Origin of the sequence: Parafrankia discariae, from assembly GCF_000373365.1 — a bacterium.
Classification (GTDB): Bacteria; Actinomycetota; Actinomycetes; order Frankiales; family Frankiaceae; genus Parafrankia; species Parafrankia discariae.
In genome coordinates, this window is the sequence record NZ_KB891208.1 from 87,424 (window position 1) to 104,122 (window position 16,699).

The 16,699-nt window shown below is 74.2% G+C and carries 16 protein-coding genes and 1 tRNA gene; 9 read left to right on the plus strand and 8 right to left on the minus strand.

Translation table 11 applies throughout. From position 1 onward, the window contains the following. The first annotated feature begins 422 nt into the window (after window positions 1-422). On the plus strand, window positions 423-971 hold the full coding sequence (locus B056_RS0111815) for a YdcF family protein (protein WP_026239597.1): 549 nt from the start codon (window positions 423-425) through the stop codon (window positions 969-971). Between the two features lie 72 nt (window positions 972-1,043). Here the strand turns inward: B056_RS0111815 and B056_RS0111820 are convergent, their stop codons facing one another. Together B056_RS0111820 and B056_RS0111825 are read right to left on the minus strand one after the other, a co-directional pair. Next, the gene (locus B056_RS0111820; protein WP_018502071.1) at window positions 1,044-1,511 is read right to left on the minus strand and encodes a YdcF family protein; all 468 of its coding nucleotides are present in this window, start codon (window positions 1,509-1,511) and stop codon (window positions 1,044-1,046) included. A 215-nt stretch (window positions 1,512-1,726) separates the two neighbouring features. Next, the gene (locus B056_RS0111825) at window positions 1,727-3,100 is read right to left on the minus strand and encodes an ABC transporter substrate-binding protein (RefSeq protein ID WP_018502072.1); all 1,374 of its coding nucleotides are present in this window, start codon (window positions 3,098-3,100) and stop codon (window positions 1,727-1,729) included. Between the two features lie 135 nt (window positions 3,101-3,235). Here B056_RS0111825 and B056_RS0111830 point away from each other — a divergent pair, with 135 nt between their 5' ends. Both B056_RS0111830 and rsmA read left to right on the plus strand, forming a co-directional pair. Continuing rightward, window positions 3,236-4,060: a TatD family hydrolase gene (locus B056_RS0111830; protein WP_018502073.1), complete on the plus strand. Its 825-nt coding sequence runs from the start codon at window positions 3,236-3,238 to the stop codon at window positions 4,058-4,060. A 92-nt stretch (window positions 4,061-4,152) separates the two neighbouring features. Next, window positions 4,153-4,947, plus strand: a complete 795-nt coding sequence (gene rsmA, locus B056_RS36195; RefSeq protein ID WP_018502074.1) for a 16S rRNA (adenine(1518)-N(6)/adenine(1519)-N(6))-dimethyltransferase RsmA — start codon at window positions 4,153-4,155, stop codon at window positions 4,945-4,947. A gap of 67 nt (window positions 4,948-5,014) precedes the next feature. Here the strand turns inward: rsmA and B056_RS0111840 are convergent, their stop codons facing one another. From B056_RS0111840 to B056_RS0111855, 4 genes are all read right to left on the minus strand, one after another. Then, a complete protein-coding gene (locus B056_RS0111840) occupies window positions 5,015-6,034 on the minus strand; it encodes a tryptophan--tRNA ligase (RefSeq protein WP_018502075.1) in 1,020 nt (339 codons plus the stop codon). Between the two features lie 178 nt (window positions 6,035-6,212). Continuing rightward, window positions 6,213-7,187: a ribose-phosphate diphosphokinase gene (locus B056_RS0111845; protein ID WP_018502076.1), complete on the minus strand. Its 975-nt coding sequence runs from the start codon at window positions 7,185-7,187 to the stop codon at window positions 6,213-6,215. Window positions 7,188-7,622: 435 nt separating this feature from the next. Continuing rightward, entirely contained in the window at window positions 7,623-9,104 is a 1,482-nt protein-coding gene (gene glmU / locus B056_RS0111850) for a bifunctional UDP-N-acetylglucosamine diphosphorylase/glucosamine-1-phosphate N-acetyltransferase GlmU (RefSeq protein ID WP_018502077.1), read from the minus strand. Between the two features lie 287 nt (window positions 9,105-9,391). After that, window positions 9,392-9,463 (minus strand) — tRNA-Gln (locus tag B056_RS0111855). 480 nt (window positions 9,464-9,943) lie between these two features. Here B056_RS0111855 and B056_RS0111860 point away from each other — a divergent pair. Beyond that, window positions 9,944-10,963 carry an acyl-CoA desaturase gene (locus B056_RS0111860; RefSeq protein ID WP_018502078.1) on the plus strand — a complete coding sequence of 340 codons (1,020 nt, stop codon included), beginning with the start codon at window positions 9,944-9,946 and terminating at the stop codon, window positions 10,961-10,963. A 120-nt stretch (window positions 10,964-11,083) separates the two neighbouring features. Here the strand turns inward: B056_RS0111860 and B056_RS0111865 are convergent, their stop codons facing one another. Beyond that, window positions 11,084-12,952: an ABC-F family ATP-binding cassette domain-containing protein gene (locus B056_RS0111865; protein WP_018502079.1), complete on the minus strand. Its 1,869-nt coding sequence runs from the start codon at window positions 12,950-12,952 to the stop codon at window positions 11,084-11,086. Between the two features lie 76 nt (window positions 12,953-13,028). Beyond that, window positions 13,029-14,186 carry a 4-(cytidine 5'-diphospho)-2-C-methyl-D-erythritol kinase gene (locus B056_RS0111870; protein ID WP_268258367.1) on the minus strand — a complete coding sequence of 386 codons (1,158 nt, stop codon included), beginning with the start codon at window positions 14,184-14,186 and terminating at the stop codon, window positions 13,029-13,031. A gap of 364 nt (window positions 14,187-14,550) precedes the next feature. Between B056_RS0111870 and B056_RS0111875 the strand changes: the two genes are divergently transcribed. From B056_RS0111875 to B056_RS0111895, 5 genes are read left to right on the plus strand one after another with little or no spacing between them, the layout of a single operon-like run. Beyond that, the gene (locus tag B056_RS0111875; RefSeq protein WP_026239599.1) at window positions 14,551-15,105 is read left to right on the plus strand and encodes an Asp23/Gls24 family envelope stress response protein; all 555 of its coding nucleotides are present in this window, start codon (window positions 14,551-14,553) and stop codon (window positions 15,103-15,105) included. Continuing rightward, window positions 15,102-15,488 carry a hypothetical protein gene (locus B056_RS0111880; protein WP_018502082.1) on the plus strand — a complete coding sequence of 129 codons (387 nt, stop codon included), beginning with the start codon at window positions 15,102-15,104 and terminating at the stop codon, window positions 15,486-15,488. Before B056_RS0111875 ends, B056_RS0111880 begins: the two co-directional genes overlap by 4 nt. Then, window positions 15,478-15,846: a hypothetical protein gene (locus B056_RS0111885; RefSeq protein ID WP_018502083.1), complete on the plus strand. Its 369-nt coding sequence runs from the start codon at window positions 15,478-15,480 to the stop codon at window positions 15,844-15,846. The genes B056_RS0111880 and B056_RS0111885 overlap by 11 nt, the downstream gene beginning before the upstream one ends. A gap of 51 nt (window positions 15,847-15,897) precedes the next feature. Then, window positions 15,898-16,137: a DUF2273 domain-containing protein gene (locus B056_RS0111890; protein WP_018502084.1), complete on the plus strand. Its 240-nt coding sequence runs from the start codon at window positions 15,898-15,900 to the stop codon at window positions 16,135-16,137. Then, window positions 16,134-16,643 carry an Asp23/Gls24 family envelope stress response protein gene (locus tag B056_RS0111895; RefSeq protein WP_018502085.1) on the plus strand — a complete coding sequence of 170 codons (510 nt, stop codon included), beginning with the start codon at window positions 16,134-16,136 and terminating at the stop codon, window positions 16,641-16,643. The genes B056_RS0111890 and B056_RS0111895 overlap by 4 nt, the downstream gene beginning before the upstream one ends. The last annotated feature ends 56 nt before the right edge of the window (window positions 16,644-16,699 follow it).

Here is a 16,699-nt window from a genome sequence, read left to right on the forward strand (position 1 = left end):
CCGGTTCACTTGGATGCCCCGCCGGAACGGAGCGATGCTTGGAGAATGTCGGCCATGACCTCCTGGCGAGGGCGTGGTGATGTCTGGCCGGGCCGATCGCTGAACCGCCCCGGCAGCGTGCGCCGCCCGGCTGGGAGGCCGGCCGCCCGCATGGCCCCGGAGAGCCGGGTGCGGGGTGCTGGGTGCGGGGTGCGGAATCTTCTCTCATCGGCCCACCGGAATTCGGGACGGGTGCCCGGGTGTTTGCGCGCGCCGCGCCGCGCCGATTTTCGGCGTACCGTCACGCGACGTCGGCTGACTTCTTCCGGCTGGCCGCTCCGGCCGCGTCCGGCGATTTCCCGTGGGGAGTGGTCGGGGAACGTGAAACAGAGCACGTCTCGACCGGTCCGCGGCCACCTGCGCGGCCCTCTACAGTCACGAGTGTGATCACAGACGCACAACAGGCACGGTCGCGGTGGCGGCGTGCGCTGCGCTCCGGGGCGCTCTGTGCCGCGGTTCTGGTCGCCGTGCTGAACATGCGAATGATCGTCTTCCCGAGGATCGACAAGCCTCGTCCCGTGGACGCGATCTTCATGCTTGGGGGCCCGGGCGAACGACGGGACAAGGCCGTCGAACTGGCCAGGTCCGGCATAGCACCGGTTCTGGTGGTCTCGATGCCCGGCACCTGGCGGTGCCCCGACGCGGCCGAGATCGGCCGGGACATCCAGGTCATCTGCTTCTGGCCGGACCCGGTGACCACCCAGGGCGAGGCTCGCGAAGCTGGCCGGCTGGCCAGGATCCACGGTTGGCGCTCGATCCTGTTCGTCACGGACCGCTCCCAGGACAGCCGGGCCAGGCTGCGCATCGAGCGCTGCTATGACGGCGAGGTCCTGGTGGACGCGGTCAGTACCCCCTGGCGGCAGTGGCCGTATCTGTTCGCCTACCAGACCGCGGCGTCCGTGAAGGCGTTCGTCTGGCAGCGTGGCTGCTGATCGACAGGTAGCCCGGCGGCCCCCGCTGCCGAGATCGACGGGCCGGCAGTGCTCTGCCGAGACCAGCGGAAATCAGCAGCCCCGCTGGAAGATCAGCGCCTTGCCCATCGCGGCCCACTCGTAGGCGATCATGTACGGCCACATGATTCTCGGTGGTGCCACCGGGCTCATGAGTACCTGTCCCGAGTAACAACGCCCCAACCGGAGCCGGGCGCGGGTCGTCTGGCTGGTCGAGGTGATCACGAGCACCGACCGCCAGCCGTACCGCGCGGCCGCGGCGGCCACCCAGCGTGACTCGCCCTGGGTGGTCAGCGGATCCGGGGCGAAGCAGATCACCTCGACGTTCGGGATGGTCGGCGGGCACGGGTCGTCCGAGGTGGGTACCGAGACGGCCAGCGTCGACGCGTACCCGGCCACGGCCAGGCTCACCGCGTGTTCGAGGCGGCCCGGGCTGCCGGCGAACATCACGATGGCGTCGACCGGCGCGGGGGAGTCCCGCCGGGGATGGACGAACAGCCGGACGGTCGCGCCGAGGAACATGATGCTCAGGACCCCGAGGACCCCGAGGACGGTGGTGCGCCGCCTCCCGCGGCCCTGGGCCCGACCGTCCGTCGGCCGCCCACGACCGTCCGTCGGCTGACCGTGGCCTGCCCGCGCCCGTCCGCGGCGGGCCGGCGGCCGTCCGCGGGCCCCCCAGGGGTCCTCGCCCGTCCGAGGTGAGCGTGGTGCGGGTGGTGCCGACATCGCGATCCCCCTCAGCCCGGCCAGCCGGCCGGCCGGCCGGCGTCGGCATCCTGACCGGACGGCCCGACGGAGGGCCCGTCCGGAGCGGGCGAGGCCGGCCAGCGCGCGCCGAAGCCGCCGCCCAGCCCGGGCCGCGGCCGGCCCAGGCCGAACGGGCGAGACGAGCCGAACGGACCGGTCGGGGCGTCCTGGGCGGGCAGCGGCAGGGTCGGCTCCGGGCCCGGGCCCGGGCCGGTGGCCGTCCGCTCGTCGGCCGGGGCGTCCGTGGCCCCGGCCGCGGGCCGCGGGTCGGCCTCGACGTCCACCCCGCCCGGCGGCGGGGCGTTCCAGCGCGGATGGTGGAACGGCGCGCGCGCCGCCTCGCGGGGCCAGACCGTCCAGGACGCGCCGGACTGCCACTGGACGATCGGGACCTGATGGCCGACCTGGAGCCCGGTCACCTCGTCGAGTCGGAAGCGGCCCAGCATGGTCGTGGTGTCGAGGCCGCGGGCGGCGGCCAGCAGCGAGGCGTCGCCGACACCGCCGCAGTGGCGGATGCAGCGCCCCAGGATCAGCCCCGCCACGTACGCCCAGGCGGCGGTCGCCGTCGGCGGGACGCCGTGCAGCGCGGCGAAGTCGGCGGAGAACTCCCGCGCGGTCGGGCCCGTGCCGACCTCGGCGACGCTGTCCGGGGCCCAGCTGGCCGGGGCCAGCAGGCCCTCTCGCAGCGCGCCCAGCGTGGCCGTGGCCTCGGCGCTCACCGCGGTGGAGAACGCGGCGGCCCGCCACGAGCGGCGCAGCAGCACGTTCGCGATCTCCAGCTCGTCGTCGGCCCCGCCGTGCACGATGAGGACGTCCGCCGGCGGGAGCAGGCGGGCGGTCTGCGCGCCGCGGCCGGGCGGGAACACGTTGGAGGTGACCTCGTACCCCTGGGAACGGGCCGCGGCCCTGGTCACCGAGGTCAGTTCGACCGCGAGATCCCCCGAGGCCAGCAGCGCGACCCGGCGGGCGTGACGGTCCACCGAGCGGATCGCCGAGAGCACCCCGCGCGGCCAGGTGGAGGTCGGCGCGGCCACGTTGACGACGTGCGGGAACGACTGGCGCATGAAACGGGTGGACGGGGCGCCGGCGTTGAACACGACCCGGCCCGCCGCGCCGAGCGCGCCGAGCGCCGCGCGCGGGCCGACCGGGCCGAAGACGGCGGCGGGCTCGGCCGCCGCGGCCGAGCGCATCGCGCCGACCGGGTCGGGGTGGGCGTCGTAGGCCGTCACGCCCACTTCGTCCCAGGGTGGCGGCAGCCGTTCGTCACGTGCCCACAGTGTCATTCCGCGCAGCGCCGCCAGGCCAAGGGCGGCGTCCGGTCCGGTCAGCGGCGTGACCAGCGCGACGGGGAGCGGAGTCGTCATCGGCAGAAACCCGTGAGGTCAAGCACTCCTTCAGAATCCCACGCCCGTCGGGGCGGTACACCCGGCGGGAGTCCTAGGATCTGCGGTGGGCAAGGGGATGTCGGCGGGTGCGTTCTCGGGTGAAGGAGCTGTCGGGTGGCGAGGAACTCCGGACGTGTCGGTGACCCGCCACCGCCGCCCGAGCCGCTGCCCGTCCCGGCGGTCGACGCGCACTGCCATCTCGACCTGATGGGCACCCCGGTGGCCGAGGCCATCGCCGCGGCCCGCGCGGTCGGCATCACCCGGATGGTCTCCGTCGGTGTCGACCTGCCGACCAGCCGCTGGCAGGCCGAGATCGCCGCGGCCAACCCGGAGGTCCGCGCGGCGGTGGCGATCCACCCCAACGCGGCCGCGAGCGGCGTCGACGAGGAGACGTTCGCGGCGATCACGGCGCTCGCCCGGCTGGACGGCGTCGGCGCCGTCGGCGAGACCGGGCTCGACTACTACCGCACGCCCCCGGAGCAGCACGCCGCCCAGCAGGCGAGCTTCCGCCGGCACATCGCCATCGCCAAGGAGACCGGTCGGGCCCTGATGATCCACGACCGGGAGGCGCACGACGACACGCTGCGCATCCTGGCCGAGGAGGGCGCGCCCGAGCGGGTCGTGTTCCACGCCTTCTCCGGCGACGCGGAGATGGCCAAGATCTGCGCCGACGCCGGGTACGTGATGTCCTTCGCCGGCAACGTCACCTTCAAGAACGCCCAGGAGCTGCGCGACGCCGCCGCGGTGGTGCCCGCCGAGCTCCTGCTGGTCGAGACCGACGCGCCGTATCTCACCCCGGTCCCGTGGCGCGGGCGGCCCGGCGGCCCGTACCTGGTGCCGCTCACCCTGCGGCTGCTCGCGCAGACCCGCGGCGAGGCCGTGGACGAGCTCGCCGCCCAGGTCGCCGCCAATGCGGAACGGACGTTCGGGCCCTGGTAGCGACCGAGGCGCTGCTCTCGCCGGCCGACATCCGGGAGCTGGCCCACGCCCTCGACCTGCGGCCGACGAAGCGCCGGGGCCAGAACTTCCTGGTGGACCCGAACACGGTCCGCCGGCTTGTGCGTCTGGCCGGGATCGGCCCGGACGACGTCGCCCTCGAGGTGGGCCCCGGGCTGGGCTCGCTCACGCTCGGCCTGGTCGCCGAGGCGGCGGCGGTGGCCGCGGTCGAGGTGGACCCGGTGCTCGCCGCCGCGCTGCCCGTCACCGCCGCGGCCCGGCTGCCGGCGGAGGTGGCCGCCCGGCTGCACGTCGTCGAGGCGGACGGCCTGCGGGTCGAACCGGCCGACCTGCCGCCGGCGGTCGCCGCGCCGACGGTGCTGGCGGCGAACCTGCCGTACAACGTGGCCGTCCCGCTGCTGCTCGGCCTGCTGGAGCGGTTCCCGTCGATTCAGCGGGGCCTGGTGATGGTGCAGGCCGAGGTCGCCGACCGCCTCACCTCGCCACCCGGCGGCCGGATCTACGGCGTGCCGAGCGTGAAACTGGCCTGGTACGCCGAGGCCCGCCCGGCCGGCGCCGTGCCCCGCCCGGTGTTCTGGCCGCAGCCCAACGTGGACTCCGGCCTCGTCGCCTTCACCCGGCGCCCCGCCCCACCGGCGGACGCCGGGCTGCGCCGCGAGGTCTTCGCGGCCGTCGACGCGGCCTTCGCCCAACGGCGCAAGACGCTGCGGACGGCGCTCGCCCCCTGGGCCGGCTCGCCGGCCCGGGCCGAGCTGCTCGCCCGCGCGGCCGGGGTGGATCCGGGCGCCCGCGGCGAGACCCTCGACGTGGCGGCCTTCGCCCGGCTGGCCCAGCAGGCCCGCCTCCACCCGGTCGACCAGCCCGCCTGACCCGCTGGCCCCGCTGGCCGACCAGCCCGTCTGGCGGCCGGCCGGACCTGCCGAGTAGCCGGACCGGTCAGCCGACGCCGATCGCGCGGCGGGCGCCGGCGAGGACGGGGTGGGCGCGCTCGCGGGCCTTCTCCGCGCCGGCGGCGAGGATCGCGTCCAGCTCGCTGCCCGGGGCGACCAGCTCGTCGTAGCGGGCCCGTAGCGGGGTCAGCCAGGCGTCCAGCGTCTCGAACAGGGCGTTCTTCAGCTCGCCCCAGCCGGTGCCGCCCTGCTCGAGGCGGACCCGCATGTCCTTGACCGCCTCCGGGTCGGCGAAGTTCTCGTAGATCTGGAAGGCGGCGGAGGAGTCCGGGTCCTTCGGCGCCTCGACCGGCGTGCTGTCGCTGCGGATGCCGCGCACCAGCTTGCGCAGCTGGGACGGCGGCGCGAACAGCGGAATCGTGTTCCCGTAGGACTTGCTCATCTTCCGGCCGTCGGTGCCGGGCATCGTCCGCGCGTTGACGCCGGACGGCAGCACCGCCTCGGGGATCTTCAGACTGAACACGTCGCCGTAGAGGTGGTTGAACGAGCCGGCGATGTCGGCGGCGATCTCCAGGTGCTGCGACTGGTCCTGGCCGACGGGGACGACGTCCGCGCCCATGACCAGGATGTCGACGGCCATCAGGATGGGGTAGTTGAACAGCCCCATGTTGACGCCGGAGTCGAGGTCGGCGACGCCGTTCTCCGCGTTGCGGTCACGGGCCGCCTTGTAGGCGTGCGCCCGGTTCATCAGGCCCTTGCCCGTGACGCAGGACAGGATCCAGGTCAGCTCGAAGATCTCCGGGACGTCGGACTGCCGGTAGAAGACCGTGCGCTCCGGGTCGAGGCCGAGCGTGATCCAGGTGGCGGCGACGGACCGGGTGTAGGCGGCGAACTTCGCCCGGTCCCGGATGGAGGTCAGGGCGTGGTAGTCGGCGATGAAGTAGATCGACTCGTACGTCGCCGCCAGGTCGAGGGCTGGGCGGATCGCCCCGATGTAGTTGCCCAGGTGCGGATCGCCGGTCGGCTTGATGCCGGTGAGCGAGACCCGTGGCCGGTCCTGCGTCATGTCGGGTGATTCTACGGCCCACCCGTTCCCGCCCTCCCCGCCCGCGCCCGCGGGGCGGCCCGGACTCCTGCCGGGCCGATGCGCGGCGGCCGGGTGAGCCCATGGGCTCACCCGGCCGCCGCGGTCGTGCCGGCCGGTGCCGGCAGGGCCGGGCCCCGCAGGGCCGGAGCCGGCAGGGTCAGGCGTCGCCGCCGAACAGGCCGGTCACCGAGCCGTCCTCGAAGACGGCCTTGATGGCGGCGGCGATCAGCGGCGCGATCGACAGTTCGGTGATCTTGTCGAGTCGGGCCTCGCTGGGCAGCGGCAGCGTGTTGGTGAGGACGACCTCGCTGATCTCGGAGTTCTTCAGCCGGTCGGCGGCCGGGCCGGACAGCACGCCGTGCGTCGCCGCGGCGATCACGTCAGTCGCGCCGTGTTCCTTGAGGGACTCCGCGGCCTTCGTGATCGTCCCGGCGGTGTCGATCATGTCGTCCACGATCACGCAGGTGCGCCCGCGGACCTCGCCGACCACGTCGAACATCTTGACCTGGTTCGGGACGTTCGGGTCGCGGCGCTTGTGGATGATCGCCAGCGGGCAGCCGAGCCGGTCGGTCCACCGCTCCGCGACGCGCACCCGGCCGGAGTCGGGCGCCACGACGGTCACCTCGGACGTGTCGAGCTTGCTCTCGATGTAGTCGGCGAGCAGCGGCAGCGCGAACAGGTGGTCCACCGGGCCGTCGAAGAACCCCTGGATCTGGGCGGTGTGCAGGTCGACGGACATCAGCCGGTGCGCGCCGGCGGCCTTGAACAGGTCGGCGACGAGGCGGGCCGAGATCGGCTCGCGGCCGCGGTGCTTCTTGTCCTGGCGGGCGTACGGGTAGAACGGGGCGACGACGGTGATGCGCTTGGCGCTGGCGCGCTTGAGCGCGTCGACCATGATGAGCTGCTCCATCAGCCAGGTGTTCACCGGCGCGGTGTGGCACTGGAGCACGAAGGCGTCACACCCGCGGACGGACTCCTCGAAGCGGACGAAGATCTCGCCACTGGCGAACTCGTACGCGTTCGTGGGGACCGGCTGCACGTCGAGGGCCCGGGCCACCTCGGCCGCGAGCTCCGGGTGGGAACGCCCCGCGAAGAGCATCAGGTTCCGCCGGTTCTCGGTCTGGTATCCCACCGTTATCTCCTCAAGGCATGACTGGCGGCTCTGACAGGCGGCCCGTGACACGGACGGTTGCGGACGTGGACCGTTGATGTGTTCATCCGCGGTGACTCGGCCGGCTGGATCGGCCGAATCGGCTGACTTGTCTGCTGGTCGCGGTGGTCGTCGGGGGCCGGGCGGCGACGGGCGACGGGCGGGTACCCGTCACGCCGGGGCCTGGGCTGGGGTCACTGCCTGGTCAGGTCAGATCTACCCGTTCCGCCCGGACGTGGCGCGGGCGGCCGGGAACGAGCGACTCGGGATCAGGCGTCCCCTCCAACGCGGCAGACTGGGTCGGACGGTGTCCATAGCCGCAGAGCAGCCCACCTGCGGCCAAACCGTTTCTACGTTCGGCCTCGCACGGCGGAAACGCCAGCGATACCGGGGCCCGGGGCTGGGCTGTGGCTCAACTCACGTGCCTGGCGGCTCGGGCTGGCCGGGCTCGTTCGTGGTCGGCTCTGGTGCGGTCGGTTCAGATGTGGTGGGTTCAAGTGTGGTCGGCCTGGTCGTGCCTGTCTCCTGCTGGCCGGCGCGTCGTGCGGCCTGCGCGGCCGGGCTGTCGGGCCGGCGGCGCAGCACCCAGCCCGGCACGTTGCGCTGCCGGCCCTCCCTGATCGCGAGCGCCCCCGGTGGGACGTCCTCCCTGATGACGGCGCCGGCGCCGGTGTAGGCGCCGTCCCCCACGGTCACCGGGGCGACCAGCATCGTGTCGCTGCCGATCCGGACGTCCGAGCCGATCACCGTGCGGTGCTTGGCCACCCCGTCGTAGTTGACGAACACCGTGGTGCAGCCGATGTTGCTGCGCTCGCCGACCACCGCGTCGCCCACATAGGCGAGATGCGGGACCTTGGACTCGTCGCCTATGTCGGCGGCCTTCGTCTCGACGAAGGCGCCGATCTTGCCGCTGCGGCCGAGCCTCGTTCCCGCGCGCAGATGGGCGAACGGCCCGACGACGGAGCCGGCCCCGACCTCGGCGCCGTCGGTCACCGAGCTGACCACCCGTGCTCCCGGGCCGACGACCGTGTCGACGAGGGTGCAGTCCGGGCCGACCTCCGCCCCGGTGGCGATCGTCGTGGTTCCGCGCAGGTGCGTGTTCGGCCAGACGGTCGTGTCCGGCTCCAGGGCGACGTCGACGTCGATCCAGGTGGTGGCCGGGTCGACGATCGTGGCCCCGCCGAGCATCGCGGCCCGGGTGATCCGCTCCCGCAGCGCGCGGCCGGCCTCGCTGAGCTGGACCCGGTCGTTGACCCCGCCGGCCTCGGCCGCGTCGGCGACCACGTGCGCCCCGACCGGTTGCCCGTCCGCGACGAGCAGGCCGATCACGTCGGTCAGGTACTCCTCGCCCTGCGCGTTGTCGGTGGTGAGCCGCTTGAGCGCGGACTGCAGCAGCTCGACGTCGAACACGTAGACGCCGGTGTTGATCTCCGTTATCGCGGCGGTCGCGGGGTCGGCGTCCCGCTGCTCGACGATCGCCCGCACCTGGCCACCGTCGCCGCGCACGACGCGGCCGTACCCGGTCGGGTCGGGGACGACGGCCGACAGGACGGTGGCCGCCGCGCCCCGCGACCGGTGCCGCTCGACGAGGCCGGTGACGGTTTCGCTGGTCAGCAGGGGGGTGTCGCCGGGCAGCACGACGACGGACGCGTCGGGCGGGAGGTCGGCCAGGGCCGTCAGCGCGACGCGCACGGCGTGGCCCGTCCCGCCCTGGTGCTCCTGGACGACGGTGCTGACGTGCGGCGCCCGCCGCGCCAGCATGGCCGCGACCTGCTCGCGCCCGTGACCGACGACGACGACCGCCCGGGACGCCCCGACCGGCTCGGCGGCGCGGAGCACGTGTTCGAGCAGGGTCAGACCGGCGAGGCGATGCAGGACCTTCGGGGTACCCGAACGCATTCGCCGCCCCTCGCCCGCCGCCAGGACGATGACAGCCGCCGGACGTGGCTCAGTCACACGAGCTCCCGCAATCTCGATGGACCTGGCCGGCCCGCGGAGGGTGAGGCATCGGCTGTCAGCCTACCGAAGAGGCACTCCACCCTCGGCGACGGTGGGTGACTCCGGGCGGTCCGCCCAGCGTGTGGAGATGGGAGTGGCAAAGAGGGAAATCTTTTGACTGGACGTTGGCGCGAAAGTTAAGGACGCCGTCTTGTCGATATAATTTCAAACACCCGCGACTGCTTGTGCTCCGCCGCCACGACTCGAACGTGGACTAAGAGAACCAAAATCTCCTGTGCTGCCGATTACACTACGGCGGACCGCGGGTAAAACAGGGTTACTGTCGCGCCCACTCTACCATCGTGCCCGGCAACGGAAGAAATGTCCGTGGGTCCTCCGGCGAGCGTCCGTGGTCCCCCTGGTGTTCTCTGTGGATCAGGGCTTGTCCCGGACCCGACTCTCGCTGGAGCGGTGCGGGTACGTCGCGGCACGTAACCGCCTACCGGCCGGGGTCGCGAGGTGCATTCGTGTTGTGTTCGCGTGAACACTCTCGCCGTGATCGACCGATCCGGACGCAAGGTGATGATCCTGTCGCGAGGGGTGTTGGCGCGGAGGAGAGTGGAATCCCGTGGATCGGGAAAGATGCCATCCGTCGCGTGGCGGCCGTCGGCGTGGGCTGGACGGTCCGGCCCGTTTGCGTGGCGGACGCCGTGAATGGTGCCCGTTGTCATCCAGGCGGGTTAACGTGGCGACCAGAGGGTCGGCAGTGAGCGGCCCACCGCGACGGACGGGATGAAGCAATGACCGCTACCGACACGGTGAAAGCGACCGAAACCAGGCATCAGGACTCGTCGGCGGCTGGAGGTGACCAGCCCGTCGCGGATGCCGGCGGGGCCGCGTCGCCGCGGGCCGAGCCGCACACCACCGCACCACGCTCCATGTCCCGGGCCCGCGGCGAACAGCTCGTGCTCGTGGCGACGATCCTGTTTCCGTTCGTGGCCCTTGTCGCGGCGGTTCCGTTGTTGTGGGACCACTGGATCTCCTGGCGGGACGTCATACTCGCGGCGGTGATGTACGCGATCACCGGCCACGGCGTCACCGTCGGATTCCACCGCTATTTCACCCACCGGGGTTTCAAGGCCGCCAAGCCGGTGCGGGCCGCGCTCGCCATCGCCGGCAACATGGCCATTGAGGGCCCGGTGATCCGCTGGGTGGCCGACCATCGCCGGCACCACGCCTTCAGCGACGCCGACGGCGACCCGCACTCACCGTGGCGCTACGGGACCGGCCCCGCCGCCCTCGCCCGCGGGCTCTGGCACGCCCACGTCGGCTGGCTCTTCGACGTCGAACAGACCGACCAGCGCCGCTACGCCCCCGACCTGCTGGACGACCCGATGATCGTGCGGGTGAGCCGCTCGTTCGCGCTCTGCGCCTTCGTCAGCCTCGCCCTGCCCGCGGTCGTCGGCGGGCTGTGGGGGGGTTCGTTCGAGGCGGCCCTGCAGGCCTTCTTCTGGGCCTCGCTCGTCCGGGTGGCGCTGCTGCACCACGTGACCTGGTCGGTCAACAGCATCTGCCACGTCATGGGCTCCCGGCCCTACCGCTCCCGCGACCGTTCGGGCAACGTGTGGCCGCTGGCCCTGCTGTCCATGGGCGAGTCCTGGCACAACCTGCACCACGCCGAGCCGACCTCGGCCCGCCACGGCGTCCGCCCCTGGCAGATCGACACCAGCTTCTACGTGATCAGAACCCTGGAGATCCTCGGCCTGGCCCGGGACGTCCGCTGGCCCGACCCCGCCCGCCTGGCCGCCAAGCGCGTCTGACTCCGTCGCCGACCCCCGCCACCGACCCAGGCCCCGCCACCGACCCAGGCTTCGCCACCGGCTCCGGCCGGTGGCTCCGGGGCCCGACTCACCGCCCGGGCCCCGGGCCGGGCCGGGGGCCTATTCGAGGCTGGAGGCCAGGGCCAGCCACTGCTCCTCGACGCCGTCCTTCTCACTGGTGAGCGCCCGGAGCTCGGCGTCGAGGGTGAGGATGCGCTCGTGGTCGGTGGCGGCCTCGGCCAGCGCCTTGTGGAGCTCGGTCTCGCGGCGTCCCAGTTTCTCGAGGGTCCGTTCCAGCCGGGCCAGCTCCTTGCGGGCCGCGCGCAGCTCACCCGAGCTCAGCGCCGGCCGCGTGTCCGGCCCGCCCGCCGCCGGCCCGGAGCCCGCCGCCGAGCCGCCCGGCCCGGCCGCGCCCCCCACGCCGCCGCCCGTGGCGGTGGACCCACCCGGACCGGTGGACCCACCCGGACCGGTCGTCCCGGAGCCGGGGGCGGCGCCCGCCGCCGCCCGCCGGGCCAGGTACTCCTCGACGCCGCCGGGCAGCATCCGGATCCGCTCGTCACCCAGCAGAGCCCACACGACGTCGCAGGTCCGCTCCAGGAAGTAGCGGTCGTGGCTGACGACGACGAGGGTCCCGGGCCAGGAGTCGAGCAGGTCCTCCAGCGCGGTCAGCGTGTCGGTGTCGAGGTCGTTCGTGGGCTCGTCCAGGAGCAGGACGTTCGGGCGTCCCATCAGCAGACGCAGGAGCTGCAGGCGGCGGCGCTCTCCGCCGGAGAGGTCACGCACCCTCGTCCACTGCCGGCTCGAGGGCAGGCCGAACTGCTCGAGCATCTGGCCGGCGGTGCGCTCCCGGCCGCGTTCCACCGCCAGGATCCGGGCGACCTGCTCGACCGCCTCAAGGGCCCGCAGGTCGCCGGGCAGCTCGGTGACCTCCTGGGACAGGATCGCCGGGCGCACGCTCGCCCCGCGGCGGACCCGCCCCGCGCTCGGTTCGAGGGTGCCGATGAGTAGCCGTAGCAGCGAGGTCTTGCCGGCGCCGTTCACGCCGACCAGGCCGATCCGGTCGCCGGGGCCGAGCCGCCAGGTCACGTCGCGCAGCAGCGTGCGGTCACCGACGGTGAGGTCGACGTCCTCGGCGTCGTAGACGTCCTTGCCCAGCCGGGACGCCGCGAAGGTGCGCAGTTCGAGGCTGTCGCGCGCCGGCGGCTCGTCGGCGATCAGTGCGTTGGCGGCGTCGATGCGGAACCGGGGCTTGCTGGTGCGGGCCGGGGGGCCGCGGCGCAGCCAGGCCAGCTCCTTGCGCAGCAGGTTCTGCCGCCGGGCCTCGGTCGCGTCGGCGCGCCGGGCGCGCTCCGCCCGGGCGAGCACGTAGGCGGAGTAGCCGCCCTCGTAGGCGTCGACCCGGCCGTCGACGACCTCCCACACCCGATCGCACACCTCGTCGAGGAACCACCGGTCGTGGGTGGCGACGATCAGCGCGCCGCGCCGGGTGGCGAGGTGGCGCGCGAGCCAGGCGACGCCCTCGACGTCGAGATGGTTCGTCGGCTCGTCGAGGATCAGCAGGTCGAGGTCGAGCACGAGCAGGCGGGCCAGCGCGACGCGGCGGCGCTCGCCACCGGACATCGGCCCGGTCTCGTCGTCGAGCCGGTCGATCAGGCCGAGACCGGTGAGGACGGCCCGCTGCCGCGGGTCGGCCGCCCAGACATGGTCGGGGACGTCCCCGACGACGGCCGAGCGGACGGTGCCGCCGGGCAGCGAGTCGGCCTGCGAGAGGGCGCCGACCCGGGTGCCGCCGGCGTGCACGACCCGACCCGAGTCCGGCGGCTGGGTGCCCGAGATGATGTTGAGGAGGGTCGACTTGCCGGCCCCGTTGCGGCCGACCACGCCGATCCGTTCACCGAGGTCGAGCCCGAGGCCGACCCCGTCGAGCAGCGTGCGGGTACCGTGCGCCGCCGAGACGCTCTCCAACGAGACGACGACCGGGCTCACCGGAGCTCCCCGGGGACGACGACGCGACGACCGACCGCCACCGGAAGGGCGCTCCGCGCGACCTGGCTGGCTCTTCTTACGATATGGACGGTTCCTCCCGTGATCTGGACGGTTCCCCGGCTGGGCCGGCCAGGTCCTCCGGGCCGATCACCCGCGCTCCGGCGACCGGGCCGTGGGCCCGCCGCACGGCGCGCGCGACGCCCATGCCGGCGAGGCTCGCGGCGAGCGAGACGCTCGCCGCCGCGTCGCGGGCGAGGAACGCGCAGGTCGGCCCGGAGCCGCTGACGATCGCGCCGATCGCGCCCAGCTCCAGCCCGCTCTCCAGCACCCGGCGCAGCGACGGGCGCAGCCGCAGCGCGGCCGGCTGAAGATCATTGGTCAGGGCGGCGCCGAGCTCCGCCGGGTCCCCGCCGCGCAGGGCGCTCAGGACGGCGTCCGCGGGCGTCGGCCCGGTGCGCAGCCTCCCCTCGGCGAGCCGGTCGAACTCGGCGTAGACGGCGGGCGTCGACAGACCGCCGTCGGCGAGCGCGAACACCCAGTGGTACTCGCCGCGGCCGAGGACGTCGGTGAGCTGCTCGCCGCGGCCGGTGCCCAGCGCCGTCCCACCGGTGAGCGGGAACGGGACGTCACTGCCCAGCCGGGCCGCCAGCGCGACGAGGGTGTCGCGGTCGAGGCCCGCGCCCCACAGCGTGTCGCAGGCGAGCAGGGCGGCGGCCGCGTCCGCGCTGCCGCCGGCCATCCCGGCGGCGACCGGGATGCCCTTCGTCAGCGTCAGGTGGACGGCCTCGCCGCGGATCCCGGCGGCCTCGGCGACCAGGTAGGCGGCGCGGACGGCCAGGTTGTCCTTGCCGGTCGGCACCACCGAGACGGACGGCTCGACGCCGGTGTCACCCGGGGAACCGCCCGGGCCGGCGCCGGCGTCGTCCGCGTCGTCCGACGCCGCCGGCCGCGCGCCCTCGCCGGCGACGCCGACCGTGACCGCGATCGGGTCCTCGTCGGTGAACACCGGGCCGGCGCCGTCGGGCCCGGCGAGTGACTCGACGGGGACCGACGTCGCGGTGATGTCGTCGTACAGCCCGACGGCCTGCAGGATCGTCGTCACCTCGTGGTACCCGTCGGGCCGACGCGGGCCCACCCCGAGGTGCAGGTTGACCTTGGCGGGCGCGCGAACGGTGACGGTCGGCAGGGGGCGGCCGGGTTCGGTGGCGCGTCGACCCGGATGCGATCGAGGCAACGGACGCTCCTTGGCTCAGGCGTCGCTCGCGGCGAGCGCGCTCGGCATGGCCGGTGTTGGTTCGGCATGGCCGGTGTTGGTCACCGGGGCCCGCGCGCGGCGTAGGGGCCCGTGCTCAACTTATCGGTCGCGGCGGCGGAGCGGCTCTTGCGCTCGGTCGGTTCTGGCGCCTCCGGGTGCGTGCCGGCGTACCGGCCCGTTCCAGCCAGGACGTGGCGGGGACGTATTAGCCCGGGCGGGGCGGGTACTCCGTTGGGGGGAACGGCACCGGTGACCCTCCCGGCCACACCGGGCGCGCCGCGCGGCCTCGGGCCGCCAGGCGCCGCCGGCCGGGCGCGGGCACCGTGACGCGGGAGGAGCAGCGATGACGACCACCACGCGGACACAGGGCGCGGAGATGGGCACCGCCCAGGGCCCGGGCGAGGGCCGCCCCGGCGGGACGGGGCCCGACCGGGCCCGGTCGGCGGACGGACACCGGAACGGCACGGCCGAGCGGTCCACCGCCCCCGCCCGGCGGGCCTCCACCGAACTGGTGACGGCGCAGGGCCGGACGGCGATCGCCGACTCCGTGGTCCGCAAGATCGCCGGCGTCGCGACCAGGGAGGTGTCCGGGGTCCACGACCTCGGAACCGGCGGCAGCCGGGCGATGGGCACCTTCCGGGCACGGCTGCCGGGAACCAGCCCCAGTGTGTCGCGGGGCGTCTCGGTCGAGGTGGGCGAACGGCAGGCCGCGATCGACCTGGACGTCGTCTGCGAGTACGGCGTCTCGATCGTCGACCTCTCGCAGGCGGTCCGCCGCAACGTCGTCGACTCGGTCGAGCAGATGACCGGCCTGGAGGTCACCGAGGTCAACATCGCCGTGGACGACGTCTACATCGGCGAGGACGAGCCGGCGGAGGCCCCGCCACGGGTCCGTTGACCGCGCGGGTACCAGTCCACCCGGCACCAGCCGACCCGCCCGGCCTGGTCGACGTGCCCGTGCCGGCCGAAGGCACGGACGCCGAACTCCTGGACGAGGTGGCCGCGCGGGTGCGGGCCTGCCCGGACGTCGTCCGGCTGGTCGGTCGACCGACCTCGGGCGGCACGCCCCACAACGGCGTGGCGCCGGAGGACGGCGTGGCGCCGGGGGACGGGCCGGCGGCGATCACGGTTCGCGTCGTCTGTCGCTTCGGGCCGACCATGGTCGAACTCGCGGCGCAGGTCCGGGCGGCGGTGGCCCTCGCGGCCCCGGACTGCCCCCGGATCGACGTGATCATCGACGATCTCGAGGTCGACGTCCCGGCCTGGGCCGGTGTCATCTGACCCCGGGGCCGCGCGGTCGCGGGCGGCCCGGCGGCGGTTCATCCTCGACAACCACCCGGACCGTGGCGGCGATCCCGAGGCCTTCCAGGCCGGTCTGCGGGCGTTCACCACGACCGACACGACCCGCGCGGGCGCTGTGACCTTCTACCGACGGCGCGGCCCGTTCGGCCGGGCCCGGGCCCGGCTCGCCCGCGGGGCGGACGCGAACCGGTGGATCGCGAACTGGCGGGCCCGGGCCGCGAACTGGAAGGTCGAGGCCACCCGGCCGAGACTGGCAATCAGACTGACGCGGCGCGCCGGGGGCGGCACGCGCCGGTCCGGAGCGGGCGGCACGCCAGGTCACCGGCGCTGTCGGTGAGAGTGGGCGGCGCGCCGGGTTGCCCGCGTCGCCGGTGAGGGAGGACCTCGGATGCGATCAAGTGCGCTCGGACTGATCGCCGGGCTCGTCGCGGGCCTCGCGCTCGCGTTCGGCGGGTTCGGCGAGTTCCTGATCGTCCTGCTCTTCGGGGCCATCGGCCTGATCGTCGGGAAGTTCGCCGACGGCGAGATCGACCTCAGCCGGTTCGACCGGGGCCGGTTCGACCAGTCGCGGCCGGGCCGGGACCGCGGCCGGTTCCCCGGCGGCGGCCGGCGCCGGGACCAGCCGTGAACCCCGAGCATCCCGGCGGCGACAACCCGGGACGGCTGCTGGTCGCCGAGCGGGTCGTGGCGAAGATCGCCGCGATCGCCGCCGCCGACGTGGAGGCTGTCGGGGGCCCGCCGCCCCGGGCCGCGACCAGGGTCGCCGCGTTCCTGCGCGACGGCTCGCCCGGTGGTCGTCCGCGACCGGGCTGGCGGGGGGCGGGCTGGCGGCGGGCCGGTCACGGCGGCGCCCGGCGCCGTCCCGGCACCGGGCACGGCGCTCGGCCCGGCGACGGGCCCGGAGATCGGCCGGGTGGCCGGCCCGAGGTGACGGCGCGGGTGGTGGACGGCGCGGCCTGGGTGTCGCTGACGCTGTCGATCGCCTACCCGGCCCCGGTGAGCCAGACCGCGCAGGCCGTCCGGGACAGGGTGCGTGAACGGGTGGCCGCGCTGGCCGGGCTGCCCGTCGCGCGCATCGACATCGACATCCCGCTGTTGTCCGCGGGGGTGGGGTGCTCCGGTGCCGGGCGGTGACCCCGCGTGTCAGTGTGGCCGCTCGTGGGCAGGCCGAACGGTGCCGGTTGTTCTGT